At 62.2% G+C, this 22,662-nt stretch carries 12 protein-coding genes; 6 read left to right on the top strand and 6 right to left on the bottom strand.

Annotated features, from left to right (window positions below):
• Both EV664_RS02535 and EV664_RS02530 read left to right on the top strand, forming a co-directional pair.
• Entirely contained in the window at window positions 1-3,201 is a 3,201-nt protein-coding gene (locus EV664_RS02535; protein ID WP_133494090.1) for an efflux RND transporter permease subunit, read from the top strand.
• Window positions 3,198-4,745 (top strand): efflux transporter outer membrane subunit, encoded by a 1,548-nt coding sequence (locus EV664_RS02530; protein ID WP_133494089.1) that lies wholly within the window; start codon window positions 3,198-3,200, stop codon window positions 4,743-4,745. Before EV664_RS02535 ends, EV664_RS02530 begins: the two co-directional genes overlap by 4 nt.
• 220 nt (window positions 4,746-4,965) lie before the next feature.
• On the opposite strand, the gene EV664_RS02525 is transcribed toward EV664_RS02530, so the two are convergent.
• The 3 genes from EV664_RS02525 to EV664_RS02515 all read right to left on the bottom strand — a co-directional run bounded on the left by EV664_RS02525 (window position 4,966) and on the right by EV664_RS02515 (window position 9,286).
• Window positions 4,966-5,418 carry an MraZ C-terminal domain-containing protein gene (locus EV664_RS02525; RefSeq protein ID WP_133494088.1) on the bottom strand — a complete coding sequence of 151 codons (453 nt, stop codon included), beginning with the start codon at window positions 5,416-5,418 and terminating at the stop codon, window positions 4,966-4,968.
• Window positions 5,419-5,698: 280 nt separating this feature from the next.
• Entirely contained in the window at window positions 5,699-6,769 is a 1,071-nt protein-coding gene (locus EV664_RS02520) for an aldose epimerase family protein (protein ID WP_133494087.1), read from the bottom strand.
• A 3-nt stretch (window positions 6,770-6,772) separates the two neighbouring features.
• On the bottom strand, window positions 6,773-9,286 hold the full coding sequence (locus tag EV664_RS02515; RefSeq protein ID WP_229668042.1) for a glycoside hydrolase family 9 protein: 2,514 nt from the start codon (window positions 9,284-9,286) through the stop codon (window positions 6,773-6,775).
• Window positions 9,287-9,543: 257 nt separating this feature from the next.
• Here EV664_RS02515 and EV664_RS02510 point away from each other — a divergent pair, with 257 nt between their 5' ends.
• The 4 genes from EV664_RS02510 (at window position 9,544) to EV664_RS02495 (ending at window position 16,091) form a co-directional block, all read left to right on the top strand.
• A complete protein-coding gene (locus EV664_RS02510) occupies window positions 9,544-12,702 on the top strand; it encodes a TonB-dependent receptor (RefSeq protein WP_229668041.1) in 3,159 nt (1,052 codons plus the stop codon).
• Window positions 12,703-12,818: 116 nt separating this feature from the next.
• The gene (locus EV664_RS02505; protein WP_133494086.1) at window positions 12,819-13,544 is read left to right on the top strand and encodes a SapC family protein; all 726 of its coding nucleotides are present in this window, start codon (window positions 12,819-12,821) and stop codon (window positions 13,542-13,544) included.
• An 11-nt stretch (window positions 13,545-13,555) separates the two neighbouring features.
• Window positions 13,556-14,590 carry a cupin-like domain-containing protein gene (locus tag EV664_RS02500; RefSeq protein WP_133494085.1) on the top strand — a complete coding sequence of 345 codons (1,035 nt, stop codon included), beginning with the start codon at window positions 13,556-13,558 and terminating at the stop codon, window positions 14,588-14,590.
• A gap of 16 nt (window positions 14,591-14,606) precedes the next feature.
• Window positions 14,607-16,091, top strand: a complete 1,485-nt coding sequence (locus tag EV664_RS02495; protein ID WP_133494084.1) for a tryptophan halogenase family protein — start codon at window positions 14,607-14,609, stop codon at window positions 16,089-16,091.
• 139 nt (window positions 16,092-16,230) lie between these two features.
• On the opposite strand, the gene EV664_RS02490 is transcribed toward EV664_RS02495, so the two are convergent.
• The 3 genes from EV664_RS02490 to EV664_RS02480 form a co-directional block, all read right to left on the bottom strand.
• Entirely contained in the window at window positions 16,231-18,378 is a 2,148-nt protein-coding gene (locus EV664_RS02490; protein ID WP_229668040.1) for an alpha-glucuronidase family glycosyl hydrolase, read from the bottom strand.
• 28 nt (window positions 18,379-18,406) lie between these two features.
• Window positions 18,407-19,975: an aldehyde dehydrogenase (NADP(+)) gene (locus EV664_RS02485; protein WP_211338457.1), complete on the bottom strand. Its 1,569-nt coding sequence runs from the start codon at window positions 19,973-19,975 to the stop codon at window positions 18,407-18,409.
• Between the two features lie 118 nt (window positions 19,976-20,093).
• Window positions 20,094-22,490 carry a glycoside hydrolase family 3 N-terminal domain-containing protein gene (locus tag EV664_RS02480; protein WP_133494082.1) on the bottom strand — a complete coding sequence of 799 codons (2,397 nt, stop codon included), beginning with the start codon at window positions 22,488-22,490 and terminating at the stop codon, window positions 20,094-20,096.
• Between the last annotated feature and the right edge of the window lie 172 nt (window positions 22,491-22,662).

Genomic DNA, 22,662 nt, shown 5'->3' with positions numbered 1-22,662 from the left:
ATGCTGTCGCGTATCTTTATCGACAGGCCGATCTTCGCGTGGGTCATTGCGATCATCACGATGCTGCTCGGCGTCGGTGCGATCATGAGCCTGCCGATCGCGCAATATCCCGATGTTGCGCCGCCTGAGGTCAATATCCGCGCCACCTATCCCGGTGCATCGGCGCAAACGCTGGAAAACAGCGTGACGCAGGTGATTGAGCAGCAGCTGACCGGAATCGACGGGCTGATCTATTTCAGTTCTTCGTCGAGCTCTCAGGGCACGGCGACGATCACCGCGACCTTTGAAAAAGGAACCGATCCCGACATCGCGCAGGTTCAGGTCCAGAACAAGGTGCAACAGGCGATCAGCCGCCTGCCGCAACAGGTGCAGCAACAGGGGCTGACGGTCACCAAGTCCAACCCTGACTTCCTGTTGATCATCGCGCTGTATGACAAGACCGACAAGCTGACCAATCAGGACGTTTCGGATTATCTGGCGTCTAACCTTCAGGACCCGCTGGCGCGGATCAACGGCGTGGGCGAGACACGCGTGTTCGGATCGCAATATGCGATGCGTATCTGGCTCGATCCGGCGAAGCTCAACAGTTATAAGCTCGTTCCCGGTGATGTGATCCAGGCCATTCAGGCGCAGAATGCCGAAGTGGCCGCCGGTGAGATCGGCGCTCAGCCGATGCCCGATACCCAGATGCTGGACGCCACGGTTACCGCGCAGTCGCGGCTTCAGACGCCCGAACAGTTCCGCAATATCATCCTGAAATCGGATATCGGCGGCGCGACGGTGCGGCTCAGCGATGTTGCGCGGGTGGAACTGGGCGCCGAAAGCTATGGCGTAACCAGCCGTGTGAACGGCCATCCGGGTGCCGGTATCGCCATTTCGCTGGCGCCGGGTGCCGATGCGCTTTCCACCGCCGCGGCGGTGAAAGAGAAGGTAAGCGAGCTGGCGGGGAATTTCCCCCCGGGTCTTACCTATGCCTTCCCGCTGGACAGCACGACCTTTATCCGCCTGTCTATCGATGAGGTGGTCAAGACGCTGATCGAAGCGATCATCCTCGTCATCATCGTCATGTTCGTGTTCCTGCAGAACTGGCGCGCGACGCTGATCCCCTCGATCGCGGTGCCGGTGGTGCTGCTGGGTACCTTTGCGGTGCTCGCCGCGGTTGGATTTTCGATCAATACGCTGACGTTGTTCGGGCTGGTGCTCGCGATCGGCCTGCTCGTCGATGACGCGATCGTCGTGGTCGAGAATGTCGAGCGGCTGATGGACGAAAATCCGGACATGTCGCCGCGCGAAGCGACGATCAAGTCGATGGACGAAATCCAGGTCGCGCTGATTGCGATCGCGCTGGTTCTGTCGGCAGTGTTCCTGCCCATGGCATTTTTCGGCGGTTCGACGGGCGTGATCTATCGCCAGTTTTCGGTGACGATCGTGTCGGCGATGGTGTTGTCGGTCGGTGTGGCGCTGATCCTGACGCCGGCGCTTACCGCGACGATGCTGAAGCGCAGAAGCGATGAAAAGGACAAGCAGAGCTTTTTGGAACGGCGGCTGCCGGCGGTACATCACCGGATGGAGTCGTTTCACAACTGGTTCAACGACAGTTTCGATTCGCTCAGTAACCGCTACAGCAATGCGATCCGCACGGTTGTCGATCGCAAATTCATCTTCCTGGCAATCTATGCGCTCGTCATCGCGCTGCTGGTGATCCTGTTCGTTCGGCTGCCCACCGGCTTTCTGCCGACCGAGGATCAGGGCAGCGCGTTCATCCAGTTTCGCCTTCCTCCCGGGGCCACCACCGCGCGGAGCGACGAGGTCGCGCACGCGATCGAAAGGTACATGCAGGAGGAAGAGGGCGGCAATGTCGGCACGCTCTTTACCGCGACCGGTTTCGGCGGCGCCGGTGCGGGCGGTCAGAATACCGGTATCGCCTATATGGCGCTTGCCGACTGGTCGAAGCGAGAGGGTTCGGATAACAGCGCCTCGGCGATCGTGGAGCGTGCGGGCAAGGCGCTGATGGGGCTTCGCGACGCTCAGGTTTTCGCGCTCGTCCCGCCGGCGATCCGGGGCCTGGGCGACAGTTCGGGCTTCACCATGCAGTTGCAGAACAGCAGCGGCATGAGCCATCAGGAATTCAATGCGGCGCGCGACAAGCTGCTCGGAATGGCGGCGCAGAACCCCAAGCTGGTCGGCGTGCGTCCCGGAGAGCTTCCCGATGTGCCGACGCTGCATGTCGATATGGATCAGCAGAAGCTGAACGTGCTCGGCCTTGACCAGACGATGGTGAATACGACGCTTTCGACCGCATGGGGCGGACGCTATGTCAATGATTTCATCGACCGCGGTCGGGTGAAGCGGGTCTATGTGCAGGGCGATGCCCCGTATCGCAGCGAACCGGGCGACCTGTCGCAATGGTTCGTCCGGTCGAGCGACGGGCAGATGGCGCCTTTCTCTGCATTCGCCACCACCTCTTGGTCGCAGGCACCGACAAGCCTTTCGCGCTTTTCGGGGGAGCCGTCCTTCTCCATTCAGGGGTCGGCTGCGCCGGGTGTCAGTTCGGGCACGGCGATGGATGAGATCGCGAAGCTTGCGAGCAAAATTCCGGGCACCACTGTCGCATGGTCGGGAATCAGCTATCAGCAGCGGCTGTCCTCGGGGCAGGCCCCGATGCTTTACGCCCTGTCGCTCCTCGTCGTGTTCCTGTGCCTCGCGGCATTGTACGAAAGCTGGTCGGTCCCGATCGCGGTGTTGCTGATCATTCCGCTCGGTCTGGTCGGCGCGGTATTCGCGGTGACGCTGCGCGGGCTGGAAAATGACGTCTATCTCCAGATCGGTCTGTTGACGACCATGGGGCTTGCGTCCAAAAACGCGATCCTGATGATCGAATTCGCCGAGCAGGCGGAGAAAGAGGGCAAGCGCGTGATCGATGCCGCGCTTGAGGCGGCGCGGCTGAGGCTTCGTCCGATTTTGATGACGAGCTTCGCGTTCATCTTCGGCGTGCTGCCGCTGGCGCTCTCTACCGGCGCGGGCGCCAATAGCCGTATCGCAATCGGCACCGCAGTGATCGGCGGCATGCTGACCGCGACGATCCTCGCCATCTTCTACATCCCGCTATTCTTCGTGCTGGTGCGGCGCGGCGTTCGTGACGGCGTCAAGGCGCTTCGCGAGGGCGGGCATCGCACCGACGAGCCTGAGGCGAACGCATGAAACGTCTGATCGCAACCCTTTCCGCCGCCTCGATGCTGGCCGGCTGCTCAATGCAGCCGACCTATCAGCGGCCCGAAGCTCCGGTCCCGGTGTTCTGGCCGCAGGGGGATGCCTATCTCGCCCAGTCGGAGCGCAGCCTTGCCTCGCTCGATTATACGCAGGTGTTCGCCGATCGCCGGCTGCAGACGATCATCACCGATGCGCTGGCGACCAATCGCGACCTGCGACAGGCGGCAGCGAATATCGCATCGGCGCGCGCGCAATATCGCATCCAGCGCGCCAATCTGCTTCCCGAAATCAGCGGCAGCGGCGGCGTCACGGTGCGTAAGGGGCCGCAAGCCGGGCTGGGCGGCGTCGGTAATCCCGGCGGTGGGAATCAGGGTGGCGGCAATCAGGGCGGCGGAAACAATTCCGGCGGCGGCAATGGCGGCGGCGGGCTGTTTCTGGGCGGCAGTGACGAGACCCAGACCTTTTATACCGCGCAGGTCGGTGCAACGGCGTTTGAAATCGACCTGTTCGGGCGCGTGCGTTCGTTGAACGATGCCGCACTCAACCAGTATTTCGCCACCGAAGCAGCGGCGCGTGCGACGCGACTGGCGCTGGTCGGCGACATCGCCACCGGCTGGCTGACCTATGGCGCCGATAAAAGCCTGCTCGCCATTGCGCAGGACACGGTGGACAGTGCGAAGCGTAGCGTGGACCTTACCGAGGCCCGGCTGAAGGGCGGTGTCGCGCCGCGTACCGATCTGCGTCAGGCGCAGACCGTGCTCGAACAGGCGCGTGCGGATCTTGCTGAACAGCAAACCGCGCTGGCGCAGGATGTGAACCGGTTGCGGCTGCTGGTCGGCGCTGATTTCGATACCGCGCTGCTTCCGCAATCGATTGAGGATGCGACCTCGCGTCTGGGCGAAGTGCCGGCTGGACTGAGTTCCGACATTCTGCTGCGCCGTCCCGACGTAGTGCAGGCCGAATATCAGCTCCGGTCGATGAATGCACAGATCGGCGCCGCGCGCGCCGCGCTGTTCCCGCGTATTTCGCTGACCGCTGTTCTGGGGCTTGCCAGCACGTCGCTTAGCGGTCTGTTCGACGGCGACGGCTTCAACTGGCAGGTGTCGCCCAATGTCTCCTACCCGATCTTCCGCGCGGGCGCCGGGCGAGCGGGAGTGGCGCAAGCGGAGGCCGAGGAGCAGGCCTCGCTCGCAAATTATGAAAAGACGATCCAGACCGCCTTTCGCGAAGTCGCCGACGCGCTCGCCCGGCGCGGCACGATCGACCGGCAGCTGGCGGCAGTACGCGCGCTGACCGATGCCACGCAGGACACCTATAATCTCGCCATTGCTCGCTATAAGGGCGGTATCGACACCTATCTGCAAAGTCTGGACGCGCAGCGTTCGCTCTATACCGCCCGGCGTTCGCTGGTTCAGGTGCAACTGACCCGCGCTACCAATCTGGCGACGTTGTATCAGGCGCTTGGCGGCGATTCGACGCTGGTGGCCAGTAAGAACGGCCCGGTGCCGGTGCAGGACGCAAGCGACGTTCCTTAATCGGGCAGTCGGGAAGAAGGGAGCGAAGGGCGCTGCTGCGACGGGCGGTTGGCGATGGCCGTCGCCCGCCGTCCGATGAAAGCGAGCAGCCCGTTCGGTGAGGGGCGTCATTCGGGTGCGTTGGCATCCGATGTTTCGGCGCGCGGATTATGTCGTGCCGTAATGTGCAGCGGAACCGTTCGATAGAAAGAGGCGCGTGCCCCCGTCCTGTCGAACAGGTTCAGCCTCCGCGCCGGGCCCGTTGCGTCACTGCGCCGCGGCCCAGCGCGGCGATCACGGGATCGGACGATTGCAGTGCAGCCTCTAGCGCCCAGATTTCGAACGATCTGCCCGCGCCCACGACCAGTGCCTCGTCCTCGATTCCTGCAAGCGCGCGTGCTGCGGAGGGCAGGCGGATCGCGCCGTCGGGGCGGCAATATTCGTCGCGCAGACCGAACAGGCGGAGCGTATCAGCACCCGGTGACGCCAGGGCCTTTTCCTGACGGTCGCGCCCTTGTGCCTCGCTCATCCGCTTCCCCCAGCAGATGGTCGATCCGATCAGACAGGCGCTGGTTTCATGAATTCCAACGAACAGGCGAGTGCCGGTGCGCTCCAGATTGCGGCGCACAAATCCCGGCAGGCGCATCGATCCGTCGCAATCGACCGGGACGACGCAATGGCCGATATAGGGCATGTTGCCCGGGGCGACATCTCGTCGCGCTCCCGGAGACGAAGCCGGAGGATCGCGAAAAAATCTGGCCGCCGCGCCGGCAAAACTCCCCGGTCCTGCTCCCGCTGTAAAAGGCAGGGGAAAGGCGGGTGTGGTTCTGTATGTCGGACCCTGAAACACGCTCCACCTCGTTTGGAAAACGATTAACTATGGTAGAGAAATGCAGAAAAAGGAGCGGCCCGCCAATATGTGGATTCTACGGACGCCGTGCGTGGCCCCCCCCCGTTTGCGTGGTCCTGTCAGATCACCCGCAATTGCTGCTGAACGCGAAGCAGATCACGTTGCGATAGGTCTCGCCCGGATCGAGGCGAGCGCCGGGAAAGGCGGGCTGGTTCGGGCTGTCCGGAAAATGTTGCGGTTCGAAAGCGACCCCGTCGCCCTGCCGATAGAATTTGCCCTGCTTGCCGCGAACATTGCCGTCGAGCGAATTGCCCGAATAGAATTGCATCCCCGGCGCGGTCGTCGAAATCGCCACGATTCTGCCCGATCGCGGGTCGTCCATGCGGGCCGCCGGGCGCAGCGTGCCGGATTCCCCGTTCAGCACCATATTATGATCATAGCCGCGTGCCAGACGGATCTGCTCATCATCGCCGTTACGCACCCGCGCCCCGATCGCTATGGGCGCGCGGAAATCGAACGGCGTGCCTTCCACCGCCTGTATCGCGCCGGTCGGGATCATCATCCGGTCGATCGGCGTGAAGCTGTCGGCATATAAAGTGAGGCGCGCGTCGAGCGCCCCATGCTCGCTCGCTGCCCCCGCCAGATTGAAATAGCTGTGATGGGTGATGCTGACGATGGTGGGGGCATCGCTCACCGCCGTATATTCCAGTGTCAGCCGGTCATCGTCATCGAGTGTGTAGCTCGCCGCTACGGTCAGATTGCCGGGAAAGCCCTGCTCACCATCCGGGCTGTGATAGCGGAATATAGCGCGGGCGGGCGGGCCGGTCTCGATATGCTCGATCGACCATATCCGTGTGTGAAACCCGCCCGCGCCGCTATGCAGGGCATTGGGGCCGTCATTCGGGGGAATGCGATAGTCGCGCCCGTCGATTCGGAAGCTGCCCCCCGCAATCCGATTGGCGAACCGGCCGATCGTCGCGCCGAAAAAACAATTCGCCGTCAGATATTCGGCGGCGCTGTCATGGCCGAGCACGATGTCCGCCGATAGCCCCTCGCGATCCGGCACGTGCAGCGATTGCAGCGTTGCGCCCAGCGTCAATATCCGGGCAGTGATGCCGCCGCGATTGCTCAGCGTCACTGCCTCTATCGCGCTGCCGTCGTCCAGCGTGCCGAACGCCTCCCGGATCGCGGTCATTGCCTATTTCCGCTTTGCGGTGAGCAGGCTGTGCGCCGCGTTGGTCAGTTCGATGAAATCCGATCCTTCGGGGATAACATATTCATTCTCGCCCCAGAAGAACGGCCAGTCTTCATGATTTTCGGGGAAATCGGGCTTGATGATCAGCGCGCCGGGGACGACGCCGCCGGCAATGAAGCTGGAATCGGCGCGATTATTGCCATAAGCGACTTCCTTCGAACGCGATCCGGCGCCGGAGACGAACGAAATATCCGATCCCGGATGGTTGCCGAGCAGATAGGACAGCGCCCGAAACACCCCGTCCTGCTTCACGATATCGGGAAAGGCGCGGTGCAGCGCATCTGTGGCAAGGCCATAGCCGATCACGGTGCCGTTGCCGGCCCATCCGCCCTCGGTAATCGGAACGCCGTAGGGATTGCCCGCAATCGCTTCGCTGCTCTCGCGCACCCATTGGCGAACAACCGGCTCCATTGCCTGACGATAGGTCGCGGGCATCAGTGGCAGTGCTTCGGCTGCGGTGATCGCGTTTGGAGGGAAATCCTTGGCAATTTCAGGCCAGATATCGCTCACCGCTTTTGCATAGCGCGTATCGCCCGTGGTTTTGAGCAGCTCCACGGCAGCGGCGAATTTTTCCCATGGCAGCGGTCCGCCGGTGGTATTGCCGTGGCGGAACATGTCGGGCGCATGGCCCTGTTCCTCCCCCCAGATGCGTGTTGCGATGCCGAGTGCTTTCGCTGAAAGGGCGGGGTCGAGCGTCTTGAGCGCCCGCGCGGCGGCGGCGAGCCCTGCGATCGAACCATAGTTCAGCGCTGAGGATTTGCTGGTAAAGGCCCAGCGATCATCGGGCATGCCGCTATGATCGCCCTTGACTGCATAGCGCCCCAGTGCGGGATCGTAGATTTTGCGGTCGGTCTTGCTTCCGGCATCTCCCAGATGCGTATATTGCGCGACATCGGGCGCGACGATGCCGTGAATGGCATGGCCAACCGAATCGAACTGCGCCACCAGTTGCAGCGTGCCGTGGCGGATCTGTTGCAGCAGGTCGGGCGCACCATCGGGCACATGGATTTCGACGCGGTGGTTGCTTTCATCCACGCTGGTCGTGTCGCGATCGATCCCGAAGCGTTCCCAGCTGCGCACCAGCGATCGGATGACCTGATACTGGCTCTGGGTGCGGATGTCGAAATCGCCCGCATCGAACCAGCCGCCGATATTCAGTCCCGGAATATGCTCGCCCGGCGCGAAGGGCGTGTCGGTCGTCGGTCCCTGCGCATAGAGATCGATATGTTCGTGATTGACCGGCGCCTGCCGCGCATCGTCCATATGCGCCGGGCCGTGCCAGACGCGATAGGCTTCGTTCACTGCCATATGGTCCATGGCGACCGGGAAATAGACGTCGAGCGTCGGGTGCCAGGCATCGGCATAGAGATCGGCGGCGATCCGGAAGGGTGCGGTGCGGATATCGCCATAGCCAAGCGTGTAAAGACCCGGCTCGGTCACATCACTGAAATCGAAGCGCAGATAATGATAGCGCAGATAATTGCCCCAGTCGTCGGGCTTTCCCGCTTTTACGACCTGTTCCTCGCCTGATGCGTCGATGCGCAACAGGCGGATGTCCGGGCGGCGCGCATCGTTGCGGTCGAGTTCGATCGTCGCGATTTTGGACTGATCGGGGGCGTAGCCGAGCTGCGAATGGCCGATCGACGGGGGGCGTACCCATCCGGGCACGCTGTTCGCCTCGACCGTCCAGCTGAGCACCGTGCCGACCTTGTCCGCCGGCAGTTCGGACCGCAGTACGAACCAGCCATTCTGTGCCTGATTGCGCCCGTCATAGAGCGCAACCGGCCTGTCCGACCGGATCGTTACCCGCCGGGCGGGATCGGAGGGCGCCAGAACGAAATTCTGCCCCTGCGCCATGGGGAGCGGCTCGGCGCCGGGACCGTCATCGCGCCCGCTTGCCGCATTGCGCGCATCGGTTCGCACCATCGCGCCGGCGGGGTAGAGCGGGAACGCGCCAGCCTTTCCGTCGACGATATAGCTTTTATGGAAATAGGCTGAGGGGATGAATTCGAGGTTGAACCCGGCCTTTCCAACCAGCGCGGTCGGAAGCGCGCGCGGCAATATCACACTGATCCGCAGCGCATCGCCGACCGGCTCTGCCCGTATCGTGTAGCGAAAGCCCTGATCGGGATATTCGAGCTCCGCCTCAATCACGCCGGTCTCGCGATTGACATGGCGGTCGATCAGGCGACCCGTCACATCCCATTGGCCCGGCGTTGCCGACAGGCGTACGTCGCCATTGGTGGCGATGCGCGAATCCTGCTGGATGATTTCGACGCCACTGATCTTTGAATCGGCGAACAGGCCATCATACCAGTTGCTGAACACAAGATAGTTTACCGCAGGCGCAGTGTAATATTCCGCCTCGCCCAGGGTCAGTGGCGCGGGGGTCTGCGCGATGGCTCCCGACGGAACCAGCGCCGCCGCAGCGAGCAGCAGCATCGATTTGTATGACATTTTCCCTCCTTCACGGCGCTGTGATCGCGCGTTGTGATTTCGCTATCACAGTTTGCGAGAAAAAAGCGATCCGCTTTCCCGAATTTTAAGATTCTTGGTAAGTAACCGCTTTCAAACACGTGGTATTTTGCCGACCCCGGTTGACAAAGTCCCGGCATACGATAGCGCTATCACAGGCACGGAAATAATCCGGCCTTCTTTGATGGGAAACAGCCGGTGCGCGCGACGCAGTCCGGCATCTGAGAGGGGAGATACTGATGGCTTTATCCTACACCCGAATTGTGTCCGGCGCGCACCTGCGCGCGGCACTGCTGACCGGCGCTTCGTCGGTTGCGATGTGCGCGCTTTCGCCGATGGCGCATGCGCAGGATGCCGATGCAACGCCGACCGAAGCGGCGACGCAGGACGATGACCAGACGTCGATGGCGAACGACATCGTGGTCACGGGCATTCGCGCGAGCCTTGACCGCTCGCTTGACATCAAGCGCAACTCGAACGGTGTTGTCGATGCGATTTCGGCCGAAGATATCGGCAAGTTTCCGGACAATAACCTTGCTGAATCGCTTCAGCGCATCACCGGCGTTTCGATCGATCGCACCAATGGCGAGGGATCGAAGGTCACGGTTCGCGGCTTCGGCCCTGCATTCAACCTGGTGACGCTGAACGGGCGTCAGCTTGCGGCGTCCGATGTTTCGGTCGTCGGCGGCGACCAGAATTCGGACTTTGCCGTCGGCGCGGACCGGTCGTTCAACTTCGCCAATCTCGCCTCGGAAGGCGTACAGACGCTGGAGGTGTACAAGACAGCGCGCGCTGCTATCCCCTCGGGCGGGATCGGTGCGACGATCAACATCATCACGCGTCATCCGCTCGATGCGCGCGAATCCGGGCTAACCGGCAGCGTGAGCGCAAAGGCGCTATACGATACCAGCATGGATCGCCGGGTCGATAACCGTTCGAAGATCACGCCGGAAGCGTCGGGCTTTCTGAGCTATAAGAATCCGGCCGAGACGTTCGGCGTCGCACTGTTCGGCAGTTATCAGAAGCGTAATTATACCAGCGCGGCAGCAACGTCGAACGCCTGGAACATCCGCACCTATTCGCAGTTCGCCGATCCGGCGAACGGCTTTGTGAACGGCGCGACGGTCATTGAAAATGCACCGAGCGATCCCGACACGCTGGTCGGTATCCCTAATGACAGCCGTTATCACTTCGCCGAAGGGTCGCGTGAGCGTATTAACGGTCAGCTGCTGCTGCAATTCCGTCCGATGGACACGCTGACGATCACCGCTGACGGTCTCTATGCGCAGAACAAACAGTCAGAACAGCGCGGAGATCAGAGCAACTGGTTCAACCGGCCGTTCAGCCGCGTGGTGTTCAACGACGCCGATCCGGTCGCCACGACCGAGTTCCTCGCCGAGACCATCAACGGGGTGAAGGACGAGGGCTTCGAACAACAATATCGTGCGCAGAAGAACAAGCTGTGGGATGTCGGCCTGAACGTCGCCTGGGACTTTGCCGACAATATGAGCTTCGCGCTCGACGGTCATATCGGCAAATCGACCAGCGATCCGAACAATCCGAATGGCGTCAGCTCGACACTGGTCAGCATGGGCGCGCCGGTCGTCGCCTCGCAGTCGCTCGACTGGAGCAGCGGTTTCCCGGTGCAGGACATCACCGTCAATGACGCTGTCAAAGGCAATGGAAACGGCGTTGTCGATGTTGCTGACCTCGGTAGCCAGGTAGCGCGCACTGTTGCATCCAGCCAGGAGCAGCGGATCAAGGAAATCCGCGGTGATTTCGGATGGGACCTAGGCGATGGTGCCAAATTCTCGGCGGGTGCCGAATATCGCACGGCCAAAACGACGCAGGCGCGCGTTCAGACCCAGCAAACGCTGGGCGACTGGGGCATTTTGAATGTCGGGGACGTTCAGCAATATGCAGGCGATCTGGTCACTACCTATTGTCTGGTATGCAAATATAAGCATTACACCCCGGGCACCGGAGCAGGTCTGCAAAACGCGTTCCGCGCCGATGCTACCCAGCTATATAATGCGCTTTCACCCGTTTATGCCGCTGCGGGGAACGCGGTCGGGATCACGGCACAGGAAAATAACCGGCTGAAGGAAGATGTCTTCGCATTTTACGGTCAGCTGGAGTGGAACGGATCCATCGCGGGCCATGACGCCAATCTCGTCATCGGCGCGCGCTATGAAGATACCCATGTCACGTCGACATCACTGGTCGCGGTGCCGGTCGGCATCATCTGGCAGAGCGATAATGACTTTGCGCCCAACCTGACCGGCGCCGAAGTTCAGCCGCTGACGCAAAAGGGCAGCTATACCAATCTGCTTCCTGCCATGGACTTCAAGGTCAATCTGACGAATGATCTTGTCGGCCGTGTGTCTTGGGGTGAAACGCTGGCGCGACCCAATTACGGCAATCTTTTCGTCGCGACCACGATCGGCACGCCGCCGCGCCCGACCGCCAATGGCGGCGTTGCGTCGGCTTCGACCGGCAATGCTGCTCTGCAACCGCTATTGTCGAACAATTTCGACGCGTCGGTCGAATGGTATTTCGATCAGTCGAGCTACATTTCGGTGGGCTTTTTCGACAAGCGCGTGCGCAACTTTGTCGGTACAGGACAGACCACGACAAATCTGTTCGGATTGCGCGATCCGAGCTCGGCCGAGCCCGGTACCTTGTCGGGTGATTCCTACGCGGCGTTACGTAATCTCGGCTATGACACCACAGACGTGAATTTGTTCACGCTCGCGGCGCTGTATCAGCAGAGCGGCAGCCTGCCCGCAGCTATTCAGGAGTTCCAGTCGCATTATTCCAACGGCGCGCTGGATCAGGCCTTTGTGGACAGCACCCTCGGCGCGGTCGACATCAATGCCGGGCCGAACGATCCGCTGTTCGATTTCTCGCTTTCCAGCCCGATCAACAACCGCGAAGCGCATCTGCACGGCTTCGAAATCGCCGGGCAGTATTTCCTCGGCGATACCGGCTTCGGCGTTTCGGGTGCCTATACGATCGTTCGCGGCGATGTCGGCATCGATGTGGGTGCGTCGCCTACGGTGAACCAGTTCGCGCTGCTCGGCCTGTCCGACACGGCGAGCGGCACGCTGATCTTCGAAAAATACGGGGTGTCGGCGCGGGTCAGCTATAACTGGCGCGACAAATATCTGACCGAGACGAACCGGGGCGGTAACGACCGTAACCCGGTCTTCGTCGCGCCGTTCGGCACCGTGGATATGAGCGTTACCTATGACATCACGCCCAATGTCACGATCTCGTTCCAGGGCGTGAACATGACCAACGAAGATGTGCGTACCTATGGCCGCGACAAGGAGCAGCTGTGGTTCGCGCAGGAACTGGATGCGCGCTATTATCTGGGTGCCAGCTTCCGTTTCTGAGATATGCCGCTATCGGCATAAAGGGGGGAGGGGCCGCTGTTCGCAGCGGCCCTTTTTCCCTTATCACATGAAGCTGTTATGGTGCCGCCCGAACAATCAAAAGGATCATGGCGGGCATGGCGAATATCGCCCTATTGAACAATGTGGACCATCACGACCTTCGCATCCTGACCGGCCATTCGGCGGAATTCGGCGATGCGATTTCGCAGGCGCTGGTCTTTCCCACCGAGTTCGAAGCGGTGAGCCGCGAATATCCGATCTTCTTTCGCAAGGATGATCAGGACGAGTTTCAGGCGATCGCGCTGCTCGGCCTTGCCCCGCGCGAAAATCTGTTTCTGACCGAGGAGGGCTGGGACGCGCGCTATGTCCCTGCCATTCAGCAGCGCGGGCCTTTCTCGATCGGTATCCAGCGGCCGGAGGATGGCGACGGCCCCGGCGAGCCGATGATCCAGATCGATCTCGACCATCCGCGCATCAGCCGCGACGAGGGCATTCCCATCTTCCTCGAACATGGCGGCAGCAGCCCGTTGCTCGAAGGCATTTCCGACGCGCTTCGGCGGCTTTATATCGGGCTGGAGCATAACAAGCCGATGTTCGACGCCTTTGTCGAGAACGAACTGATCGAGCCGGTAACGGTGGAGATCATGCTGAACGAGGAAGAGCAGGTTGACCTGACCAGCTATTACACGATCGGCGTCGAACGCTTTGCGAGCCTTGACGGCGATGCGCTGGCGCGGCTCAACGCTGAGGGATTTTTGCGGCCCGCCGTGTGGGCGATGTCCTCGCTCGGCAATGTCGAGCAGCTGGTGGCGCGCAAGAACCGCCTTTCCGGGATCGAATAGGGCGATCGCCGATGGTCCGGGTGACTCGCAAGACCGGGAGTATCGAGGTCGTCGATACGGCTGCGATCCCGTTCGATACGCTGATTGCGGGCAATCGCCCGATGATCCTGAAAGCGTTGGTGAAGAACTGGCCGCTGACGCGTGCCGGGATGCAGGGTGCGGACGCTGCGATAGCGTATCTAGAGCGTTTCTATAACGGCCGTCCGGTAACCGCATATACCGGTGAGGCCGGGGCCGGACCGCGCTTCTTTTACGACGACAGCGCCACCGCGATGAACTTCACCAGCGAACGGGTGGGCCTTCCCGATTTTCTGACGCGGATCGTCGATTCGTCTGACGATGCCGACGCGCCTGCGCGCTATATTGGTTCGACCGATTGCGACCTGTTCTTCCCCGGCCTGCGCGCGGAGAACGATCTGGCGATAGATGCCGCCACGGGGGAGGGCGCCGCGCCGCCGCTGGTGAGCCTGTGGCTTGGCGGCCGGACGACCGCCGCTGCGCATTTCGACATGTCGAACAATATCGCCTGCTGCATCGCCGGGCGGCGTCGCTTCACCCTGTTCCCGCCCGATCAGGTCGCTAACCTCTATCCCGGCCCGCTCGAGCCGACACCGGGCGGGCAGGTGATCAGCATGGTCGATTTCGACGCGCCCGACCTCGATCGTTACCCTGGCTTTGCCGAAGCAGCGGATGCGGGCGAAGTCGCCGAGCTGGAACCGGGCGACGCGATCTTCTTTCCGGCGCTCTGGTGGCATCAGGTCGAGGCGCTGGCACCGTTCAACATCCTGATGAACTATTGGTGGAACGATGCGCCCGCCTTCATGGACAGCCCGATGAACACGCTGCTCCACGGTTTGCTGAGCCTGCGCGACCGGCCCGAGGGGGAGAAGCAGGGATGGCGCGCATTGTTCGAATATTATGTGTTCGGCGATGCCGCGCGAGCGGGGGCGCACCTGCCGGAGGGCGCGCGCGGCCCGCTGGGTACGCTCGACGCGATGGGGGCGCGGCGTCTGCGCGGCCAATTGCTCCATCGCCTTAATCGCTAAAGTCTAAGGGGGCAGGATGGTTGAGCAGCGGGTGAAGCGGGTAGTGATCGCGGGCGGCGGTACCGCCGGGTGGTGCGCGGCGGCGGCGCTGTCCCGGCAGCTGGGCGCGCTGATCGAGGTCGTGCTGGTCGAATCGGATGCGATCGGCACGGTCGGCGTCGGCGAAGCGACGATCCCGACGATCCGCACATTCCACCAGCTTCTGGGCATCGACGAGCGCGAATTTCTGCGCGCGACCAGCGCGACCTTCAAACTGGGTATCGCGTTCGAAAATTGGGGGCAGGTCGGCGACCGCTATATCCACAGCTTTGGCGAGGTCGGCCATGGCACCTGGATGGGCGGCTTCCAGCATTTTTGGCTTCAGGCGCGCGAAGCGGGGTTCGCGGAACCGATCGGGGCCTATAGTCTGGAGCATGAGGCGGCGGAGGCGCGGCGGTTCGCCACCGGCGATCAAAGCGCGATCAGCTATGCCTATCATCTCGACGCGACCGGCTATGCCCGTTTTCTGCGCGCCATCGCCGAGAGCAGCGGCGCGGTGCGTAAGGAAGGGCGGATCGCGCGGGTCGAGCGCGACGGTCAGAGCGGCGACCTGACCGCGCTGGTGCTGGAGAGCGGTGAGCGGGTCGCGGGCGATCTGTTCGTCGATTGCACCGGATTCCGGGCGCTGCTGATCGAGGAAGCGCTGGAAACCGGGTTCGACGACTGGAGCCACTGGTTGCCCACCGATCGCGCGCTCGCCGTGCAGACCGAAGCGACCGGCCCGGCGGTCCCCTATACGCGCGCAATCGCGCATGAGGCGGGCTGGCGCTGGCGCATTCCGCTGCAACATCGGATCGGCAACGGGCTGGTCTATAGCAGTGCGCATCTGAGCGACGATGCGGCGCACGACGCGCTGATCGCCGGCATAGAGGGCGATCGGCGCACCGATCCCCGGCTGATCCGCTATCGCACCGGCCAGCGCCGCAAGGCGTGGAACGCCAATTGCATCGCGCTCGGCCTGTCGAGCGGCTTTGTCGAGCCGCTGGAATCGACGAGCATCCACCTGATCATGATCGGCGTCACCCGGCTGATGCAGCTATTCCCCTTTGGGGGTGTCAGCGATGCGCTGCGCGACCGCTATAACGACCTTGCGGAGCGAGAGATTGAAGGGGTGCGCGACTTCATCATTCTGCATTATCATCTGACACAACGCGGAGATTCCGAATTCTGGAAAAGCCGCCGCACCATGGCGATACCGGATTCGCTGGCGCGTCGGATTGCGCTGTTTCGTGAATCGGCACAGGCATTTCAGGCGTCGGACGAACTGTTCCGCGTCGATTCCTGGCTACAGGTGATGCTCGGCCAAGGTCTGGAGCCTCAGGGCTATCACCATATGGGCAAGATCATGCCGCCCGACCGGTTGAAGGCAGCGCTGGAATCGATGCGTTCCAATATCGCCGATGCGGTGGGCGCGATGCCCACGCATCAGGCGTTTCTCGACCGCTATTGCAACGGCCGGTAGCTGCGGGATTTCGACCCTCCCAAAGTCATTGCGAGCCCCGAAGGGCTGAAGCAATCCAGTGCCGCGCGCGGCACTCTGGATTGCTTCACCCGCGCTGCGGGTTCGCAATGACGTCGCGGCTCCGATCAGCCCCCCGGTGTTACTGCCCCGGCGCATAGGGCGTACGGATCGCCTTGTAATATTCAAGGTCATGCGGCGGCTCAGCATGGCCGGCGGGAAGCGGGCGGTTCGACTTGCTCTGGAAATAGGCGATCGAGGCGTCGCGCCACCATTTCGCATCCTTATGCTGGATGGCGAGGAACGCCGTTTCCTCATCGAAGCGCTGGGTATCGATCAGCGGCTTCAGGCTCGCCCAGTCGCGCTGCAATCCTGCCACCGCATCGACCCCGCGATCATAACTTTTGACCAGTCCGTCCCATAAGGTGTCGCCGGAGCGTAGTTTATAATCCCAGGGCAGATGGTGGAACCAGAGCAGGAACATCTCCGGCGTCGTGGTGATCGAATTGACCTGTCGGCCAACCTCGGGGGCATAATCGGCGACCGCATCGGTGCCGCTTTCGGACCGGTCGAACCCGATGCCGTTGCTGTCGGCGCGATTATAATAAGCCGGGTTCCATTCGGGACGGGCAAGGTCGGAAATCCACGGACCCGGCCCGTGATGATGTCCGGTCGCCATCTGATGGGTCAGGCCGAGCGGCGTCATATAATCGACCACCGCCTCGCGTGAGCGCATCATCATCGCCGTCACCGTCTCGACCAGCTTCGGATCATTGCCCCAGGTCATGCGAGTCCAATCGCGCGCGATCGCCTCCGGATCGGCAGAGGGGTTCCAGGCAAAGCGGCCGAATGCGTACCAGTTCGCCTGATCGAATTCAGAACCCGACCAGTTGCGATCGCTGCCGACATTGGCAACGCCCGCCATGCCGGTCAGCCCGGTGCCCTTGCCATCCTCCAGCACGCCCGCAACACTGTTATCGGGGGCAGGGTAGCCGGTATAGGCGTCCAGCGCCTCGGCCCACATCGTACCCAGATAAGCGAGATGGGTGTTAAAGCCGAGATATTCCTTGGTGATCTGCACTTCCATCATTAGCGGCGTTTCGGGCATTGCGCCGAACAGCGGATGAAAGGGTTCGCGCGGCTGAAAATCAATCGGGCCGTTCTTCACCTGAACCACGACATTGTCAGCGAATTTGCCGTCGAGCGGTTTGAACTCGGCATAGGCCTGCCGCGCGCGGTCGGTATCGTCCTCGGCGGAATAGACGAAGGCGCGCCACATCACGATACCGTGATGCGGCTTCAGCGCGGCGGCGAGCATGTTCGCACCCTCGGCATGGCTGCGATGATAGTCCTGCGGGCCGGGCTGGCCTTCGGAATTGGCCTTGACCAGAAAGCCGCCGAAATCAGGAATCAGGCGATAGATTTCATCGGCTTTGGCCTGCCACCATTGCTGCACCCGCGGATCGAGCGGGTCAGCGGTGTCGAGTTCTTTCAGCGCGACGGGCGAACCAAAATTGGCCGAGAGATAGACCTTGATACCATAAGGCCGGAAGATATCGGCGAGCGTCGCAACCTTTTCGAGGTAACGCGTCTGGAGAATGTCCGGGCTGGCATTCACATTGTTGAGCACCGTGCCGTTGATCCCGATCGAGGCATCGGCGCGCGCATAATCGGTGTAACGCGGTTTCTTCCATTCGGGCAGCGTGAACCAGTCCCAGATCGACTCGCCCGAATAGCCGCGCTCGACATGACCATCGAGATTGTCCCAATGGTTGAGCAGGCGCAGGTTCAGTTTCGGCTTTTCGGCGATGTCGAGCGCAGCGATCGGCTCGTGCCGTTCCATGCGTTCGAGGAGGTGGAAGACCCCGTACAGCACACCGACATCTTCATTCGCGGCGATCACCGTGGCGCGATGACCGTTCACCGGAACCGAACGGATCAGAAATCCTTCCTTGCCGAGGTTCGAAAGCGGTAGCTTGAGCGCAGCGATAGCGGGCGAGGTTGCGGGGGTTCCGTACAGGATCGCGCCGTCCCGGCTCACCCGTGGCGCAATAGCGGGCGCGCTGCCCAGCATCGACGAAAGGCCGCGCGCGAATTCATCGCTCGCGGCCCGGATCGTCGCGCTATCGCCGCCGGGCACCAATTGCGTGGCGGCGGCGACATAGTCCGTTTTCAGTTCCGCGCCGACCGGTTCGTAGCGAAGCCAGAGGCGATAGCCGTCCTCCGCCTGCGCTGCCGGAGCGGCGCTACAAGCTGCAACCATCAGGGCCAGCATGGTGAAAAAACGCATAGACTGGCCCCTCTGGTTGTGTTTTTGATCAGGCTTCGACTTCGCCGTCGACGATACGCGGCAGGCCGAGCGGATTGCCGCGCTTCACTGCCTTGGGCAGGATCGATTCGGGCAGATCCTGATAGCAGACCGGGCGCAGATAGCGTTCGATCGCCGCTGTGCCGACCGACGTGCTGCGCGGATCGGAGGTTGCCGGGAACGGTCCGCCATGCACCATGGCATAGGAAACCTCGACGCCCGTGGGCCAGCCGTTGGCGAGAATACGACCAGCCTTGCGCTCGGCGATGGGCAGGACTGCCTTGGCTGCTTCGGCATCGCCGTCATCCATCTGGAACGTGATGGTGAGCTGCCCCTCCATCTGGTCCAGCACCTGACGCAGTTCGGCCATGTCGGCGCATTTGACGATGATCGACGCAGCGCCGAACACTTCCTCGGCAAGCTTCGGATTGGCAAGGAAGGTCTTGCCGCTCGCCGCGAACAGTGCCGCACGGCCGCGATTGCATCCCGACCCTTCGGCACCGCGCGCGAGCGTGTCTACATCCGACTGGCTGGACAGCATCTCGACGCCCTTGTCGTAATTGGCATGGATCGCGCTGGTCAGCATGACCTGCGGCTGTGCTTCGGCAAGCGCATCGGCAGCGGTCTGCGCGAACGCGTCGAGATCGGGACCGTCGACGGCGAGCACGACGCCCGGGTTGGTGCAGAACTGGCCCGATCCCATGGTGAGCGAACCGACATAGGCCTTGCCCAGCGCCTCGCCGCGCGCCTTCAGCGCTTCGGGGAAGAGCAGGACCGGGTTCACCGCCGACATTTCGGCATAGACCGGGATCGGCTCAGGCCGCGACTGGGCGAGCTTCATCAGCGCAAGCCCGCCGCCGCGCGAACCGGTAAAGCCGACCGCCTTGATCCGCGGATCTTCGACCAGTGCCTGGCCCAGCTCATTGGCAGGTCCCTGAATCAGCGAGAACACGCCTTCGTGCAGGCCGCATTTCTGAACTGCCTTCTGGATCGCCTTGCCGACCAGCACCGACGTACCGGGATGGGCAGGATGGCCCTTGCACACCACCGGGCAACCGGCGGCGAAGGCCGATGCGGTGTCGCCGCCGGCGACCGAGAAAGCGAGCGGGAAGTTCGACGCGCCGAACACCGCGACCGGACCGACCGCGATACGACGCTGGCGCAGGTCTGCGCGCGGCAGCGGCTGACGATCGGGCATCGCATTGTCGACGACGACATTTTCCCAGCGCCCCTGACGCAGCAGCTTTGCGAACAGGCGAAGCTGGCCGCAGGTCCGCCCGCGCTCGCCCGTCAACCGGGCTTCGGGGAGGCCGCTTTCGGCCATGGCGCGTTCGACCAGCCCTTCGGTGGCTTCGATCTCTTCCGCGACCGCCTCAAGGAACTTCGCGCGCTCCTCGGGGTCCAGTTCACGGAAACTGTCGAACGCTGCGTCGGCAAGTTTGCAGGCTTCGGCGACATGATCTGTGGTGGAGATCGCGAAATCGGTGTCCAGCGCCTTGTCGGTTGCCGGGTTCATTGCCCGGAACGTGTCGTTCGCGGTTTCGCTTTTCGATCCGATCAGAAAGCTTCCGTCCATAATGCTGGTCTCCCTTTGTGTTAGCGCTCGCGGGGCTAGGTAAGAGGTGCGCGGCCGCGTTCAACCGCTTGCCGTTCTATTAGTCAGACTAATGGAACGGCGCACCGAACGCTATCGGCAATTATCCGGTGACGGTGAGCGTGGTCGATTGCAGGTCGACCGAATTGGTCCCGGTCATAATCTCGAACTCGCCCGGTTCGACCACGCGCTTCATGTCGATATTCCACAGCGACAATGCTTCAGGAGTGAGTGTGAAGTTCACCGTTCTCCGCTCGCCGGCATTCAGGGTGACGCGTTGGAAGCCCTTGAGCGCCTTTACCGGCTGGGTCACTGAACTTTCCTTGTCGCGGATATAAAGCTGCACGACCTCGTCGCCGGCCCGCTTGCCGCTATTGGTTATGTCGACCGAGACGGTGACGGTCCCCTCCGTACCGATGCTCGCCTGTGAGAGACGGGGTTTCGAAAGCGAGAAGGTAGAGTAGCTGAGCCCCCATCCGAACGGGAAGAGCGGGTCGGCATCGGTGAACAAATAGCCGCGATGCGCGCTCGGCTTGTAATTATAATAGATCGGAATCTGGCCCACTGTGCGCGGGATGGTGACGGGCAGCTTGCCGCCCGGATTGGTCTCACCGAACAGCATCGAGGCAAGGCCGGTACCGGTTGCTTGACCTAAATACCAGCTTTCGACCAGCGCATTGGCTTCGTCCGCAACCTTCACGGTGGAAAGCGGGCGGCCATTGGTCAGCACGACCACGATCGGCTTGCCCAGCGCCTTCAGCGCGTCAAAGAGCTCCTGCTGCTGACCGACCATGTCGAGGCTGGCGCGGTCGCCGATATGTTCCTTCGCCCATCCTTCGCGGCTCGTCTGTTCGTTGCCGCCGATATTGAGGATGATCGTGTCCGCGGTTTTGGCGACCTCGACCGCCTGAGCGATGCGGCGACGGTTTTCGGCCGGGTCGGCAAGCTCGACCTTGTCCGCCCACCAGTCGTCATCTTTGGTGATCTGAACGCCCTCGGAATAGACAATCTTGGCGCGGTTGCCGACATAGGCCTTTACCCCGTCGAGCAGCGATACGGTGCTGGTGGGTTCACCATAATAGCCACCCAGATGCGCCTTGGCCGCATTGGGTCCGATCACCGCGATCGTGCCTTGCGCCTTCAGCGGCAGCGTGCCGTCATTCTTCAAAAGAACGATCGCCTTTTTCGCGGCCTCCACCGCCAGCGCTTTGGCCTCGGGTGTTTCGCTCGCCGCCTGCGCTTTGGCCGCGTCGGCATAAGGATGTTCGAACAGGCCCGAGCGGAATTTCATGTCGAGCACATAGCGCACAGCACGGTCGATCTGCGCTTGGCTGACCTTGCCCGCGCGTACCTGGCTGGTCAGCGTTTCGAAGGAAATGCCGTCGGGCAGGTCCATATCCACGCCTGCATCGAGCGCGATCCGGGCAGCCTCTTCCAGCGACCCGGCGACATGGTGAATATCTCTCAGCTGGTCGATCGCCGAATAGTCGGAGACGACGACACCCTGAAAGCCCCATTCGCCGCGCAATATATCGGTCAGCAGCCATTTATTGGCATGGCTGGGGACGCCGTCGATTTCGTTGTACGAGGGCATGACGGCCTCGATGCCGGTGCGCTTCACCACCTGTTCGAAGGGCGGGAAGAAATAGGTGCGAAGCTCGCGCTCGGCGATCGGGGCGGGGCCGATATTCTCGCCGCTTTCGGGCTGACCATGGCCGGTGAGATGTTTCAGCGTGGCGAACACCTTGCCGGGTTGCAGGACGCGCGCATGGCCGGGGCCCTGCAGCCCCTCGACCGCGGCGACGCCCATCTCGCCGACCAGATAGGGATCCTCGCCAAAGGTCTCCTCGATCCGGCCCCACCGCGGATCGCGCGCAATATCGACGACCGGGCTCAGCGCCTGCGTAACGCCGCGTGCGCGGATTTCGCGCGCGGTAACCGCATTGATGCGCCGGACCAGATCGGGATCGAACGAGGACGCCAGCGCGATCGCCTGAGGAAAGCTGGTCGTGCCGGGCGCGGCATAGCCGTGCAGCCCTTCCTCATGAAACAGCACCGGAATGCCGAGCCGGGTCTTCTCCATCGACCAGCGCTGAATGGCATTGACCAGCTTCACCGTATCGGCGGCATTGCGTCCCGGCTCGACGCGCGGCGAAATCGGACCGTGCGCGTCGGAAGGACGCGCGACGCCGCCGATCCCGTTGGGATAGGTCTTCGCCATTTTCGCCGGCACGAACTGCAGATTGTCGTCAAAGACCTTGTCCTTGTTCGTCCAGATCACCTCAAGCTGAGCGACTTTTTCTTCCAACGTCATCCGCTGCAAAAGGTCGTCGACCCTCGCGGCGATGGGAGCGTCGGCGTCCTTGTACAGCGGCGTCGGGGCGCTGGCCTGCGCCGATGCGGTCGGCATGGGGGCGGCGGGCGCGGGCGCAAAGCCTGCAAGCGCAATCGCTGCTGCAGTCACGCTGATACAGCTTGCCAAACGATGCTTCACGGTCATGAAAAGACCCTCTCCCTGTTCATACGAGTCTGCGGCGCTTTGCGGCCGGTTGGTGATAGCGCTATCAGAGCTTTTTGTGTTCTGCAACGCTTGACCTGTGGGGCATCATTGCATTTCTGCGGACTGGACGTCGGGTATTTTCCTGTTGCATTGCGTTTTTGTTGCGCGTTCG

It is taken from the genome of Stakelama pacifica (genome assembly GCF_004361835.1).
Classification (GTDB): domain Bacteria; phylum Pseudomonadota; class Alphaproteobacteria; order Sphingomonadales; family Sphingomonadaceae; genus Sphingomonas; species Sphingomonas pacifica.
The sequence above is the reverse complement of the archived record's forward strand: the minus strand, read 5'-3'. Positions and strand labels throughout refer to the sequence as shown.

Excerpts from the sequence above, each read along its gene's own strand:
- EV664_RS02515 (WP_229668042.1), bottom strand. The coding sequence starts at position 9,286 with ATGTCATACAAATCGATGCTGCTGCTCGCTGCGGCGGCGCTGGTTCCG.
- EV664_RS02495 (WP_133494084.1), top strand. The coding sequence starts at position 14,607 with ATGGTTGAGCAGCGGGTGAAGCGGGTAGTGATCGCGGGCGGCGGTACC.
- EV664_RS02505 (WP_133494086.1), top strand. The coding sequence starts at position 12,819 with ATGGCGAATATCGCCCTATTGAACAATGTGGACCATCACGACCTTCGC.
- EV664_RS02535 (WP_133494090.1), top strand. The coding sequence starts at position 1 with ATGCTGTCGCGTATCTTTATCGACAGGCCGATCTTCGCGTGGGTCATT.
- EV664_RS02510 (WP_229668041.1), top strand. The coding sequence starts at position 9,544 with ATGGCTTTATCCTACACCCGAATTGTGTCCGGCGCGCACCTGCGCGCG.
- EV664_RS02480 (WP_133494082.1), bottom strand. The coding sequence starts at position 22,490 with ATGACCGTGAAGCATCGTTTGGCAAGCTGTATCAGCGTGACTGCAGCA.
- EV664_RS02525 (WP_133494088.1), bottom strand. The coding sequence starts at position 5,418 with ATGCCCTATATCGGCCATTGCGTCGTCCCGGTCGATTGCGACGGATCG.
- EV664_RS02500 (WP_133494085.1), top strand. The coding sequence starts at position 13,556 with ATGGTCCGGGTGACTCGCAAGACCGGGAGTATCGAGGTCGTCGATACG.
- EV664_RS02530 (WP_133494089.1), top strand. The coding sequence starts at position 3,198 with ATGAAACGTCTGATCGCAACCCTTTCCGCCGCCTCGATGCTGGCCGGC.
- EV664_RS02490 (WP_229668040.1), bottom strand. The coding sequence starts at position 18,378 with ATGCGTTTTTTCACCATGCTGGCCCTGATGGTTGCAGCTTGTAGCGCC.
- EV664_RS02520 (WP_133494087.1), bottom strand. The coding sequence starts at position 6,769 with ATGACCGCGATCCGGGAGGCGTTCGGCACGCTGGACGACGGCAGCGCG.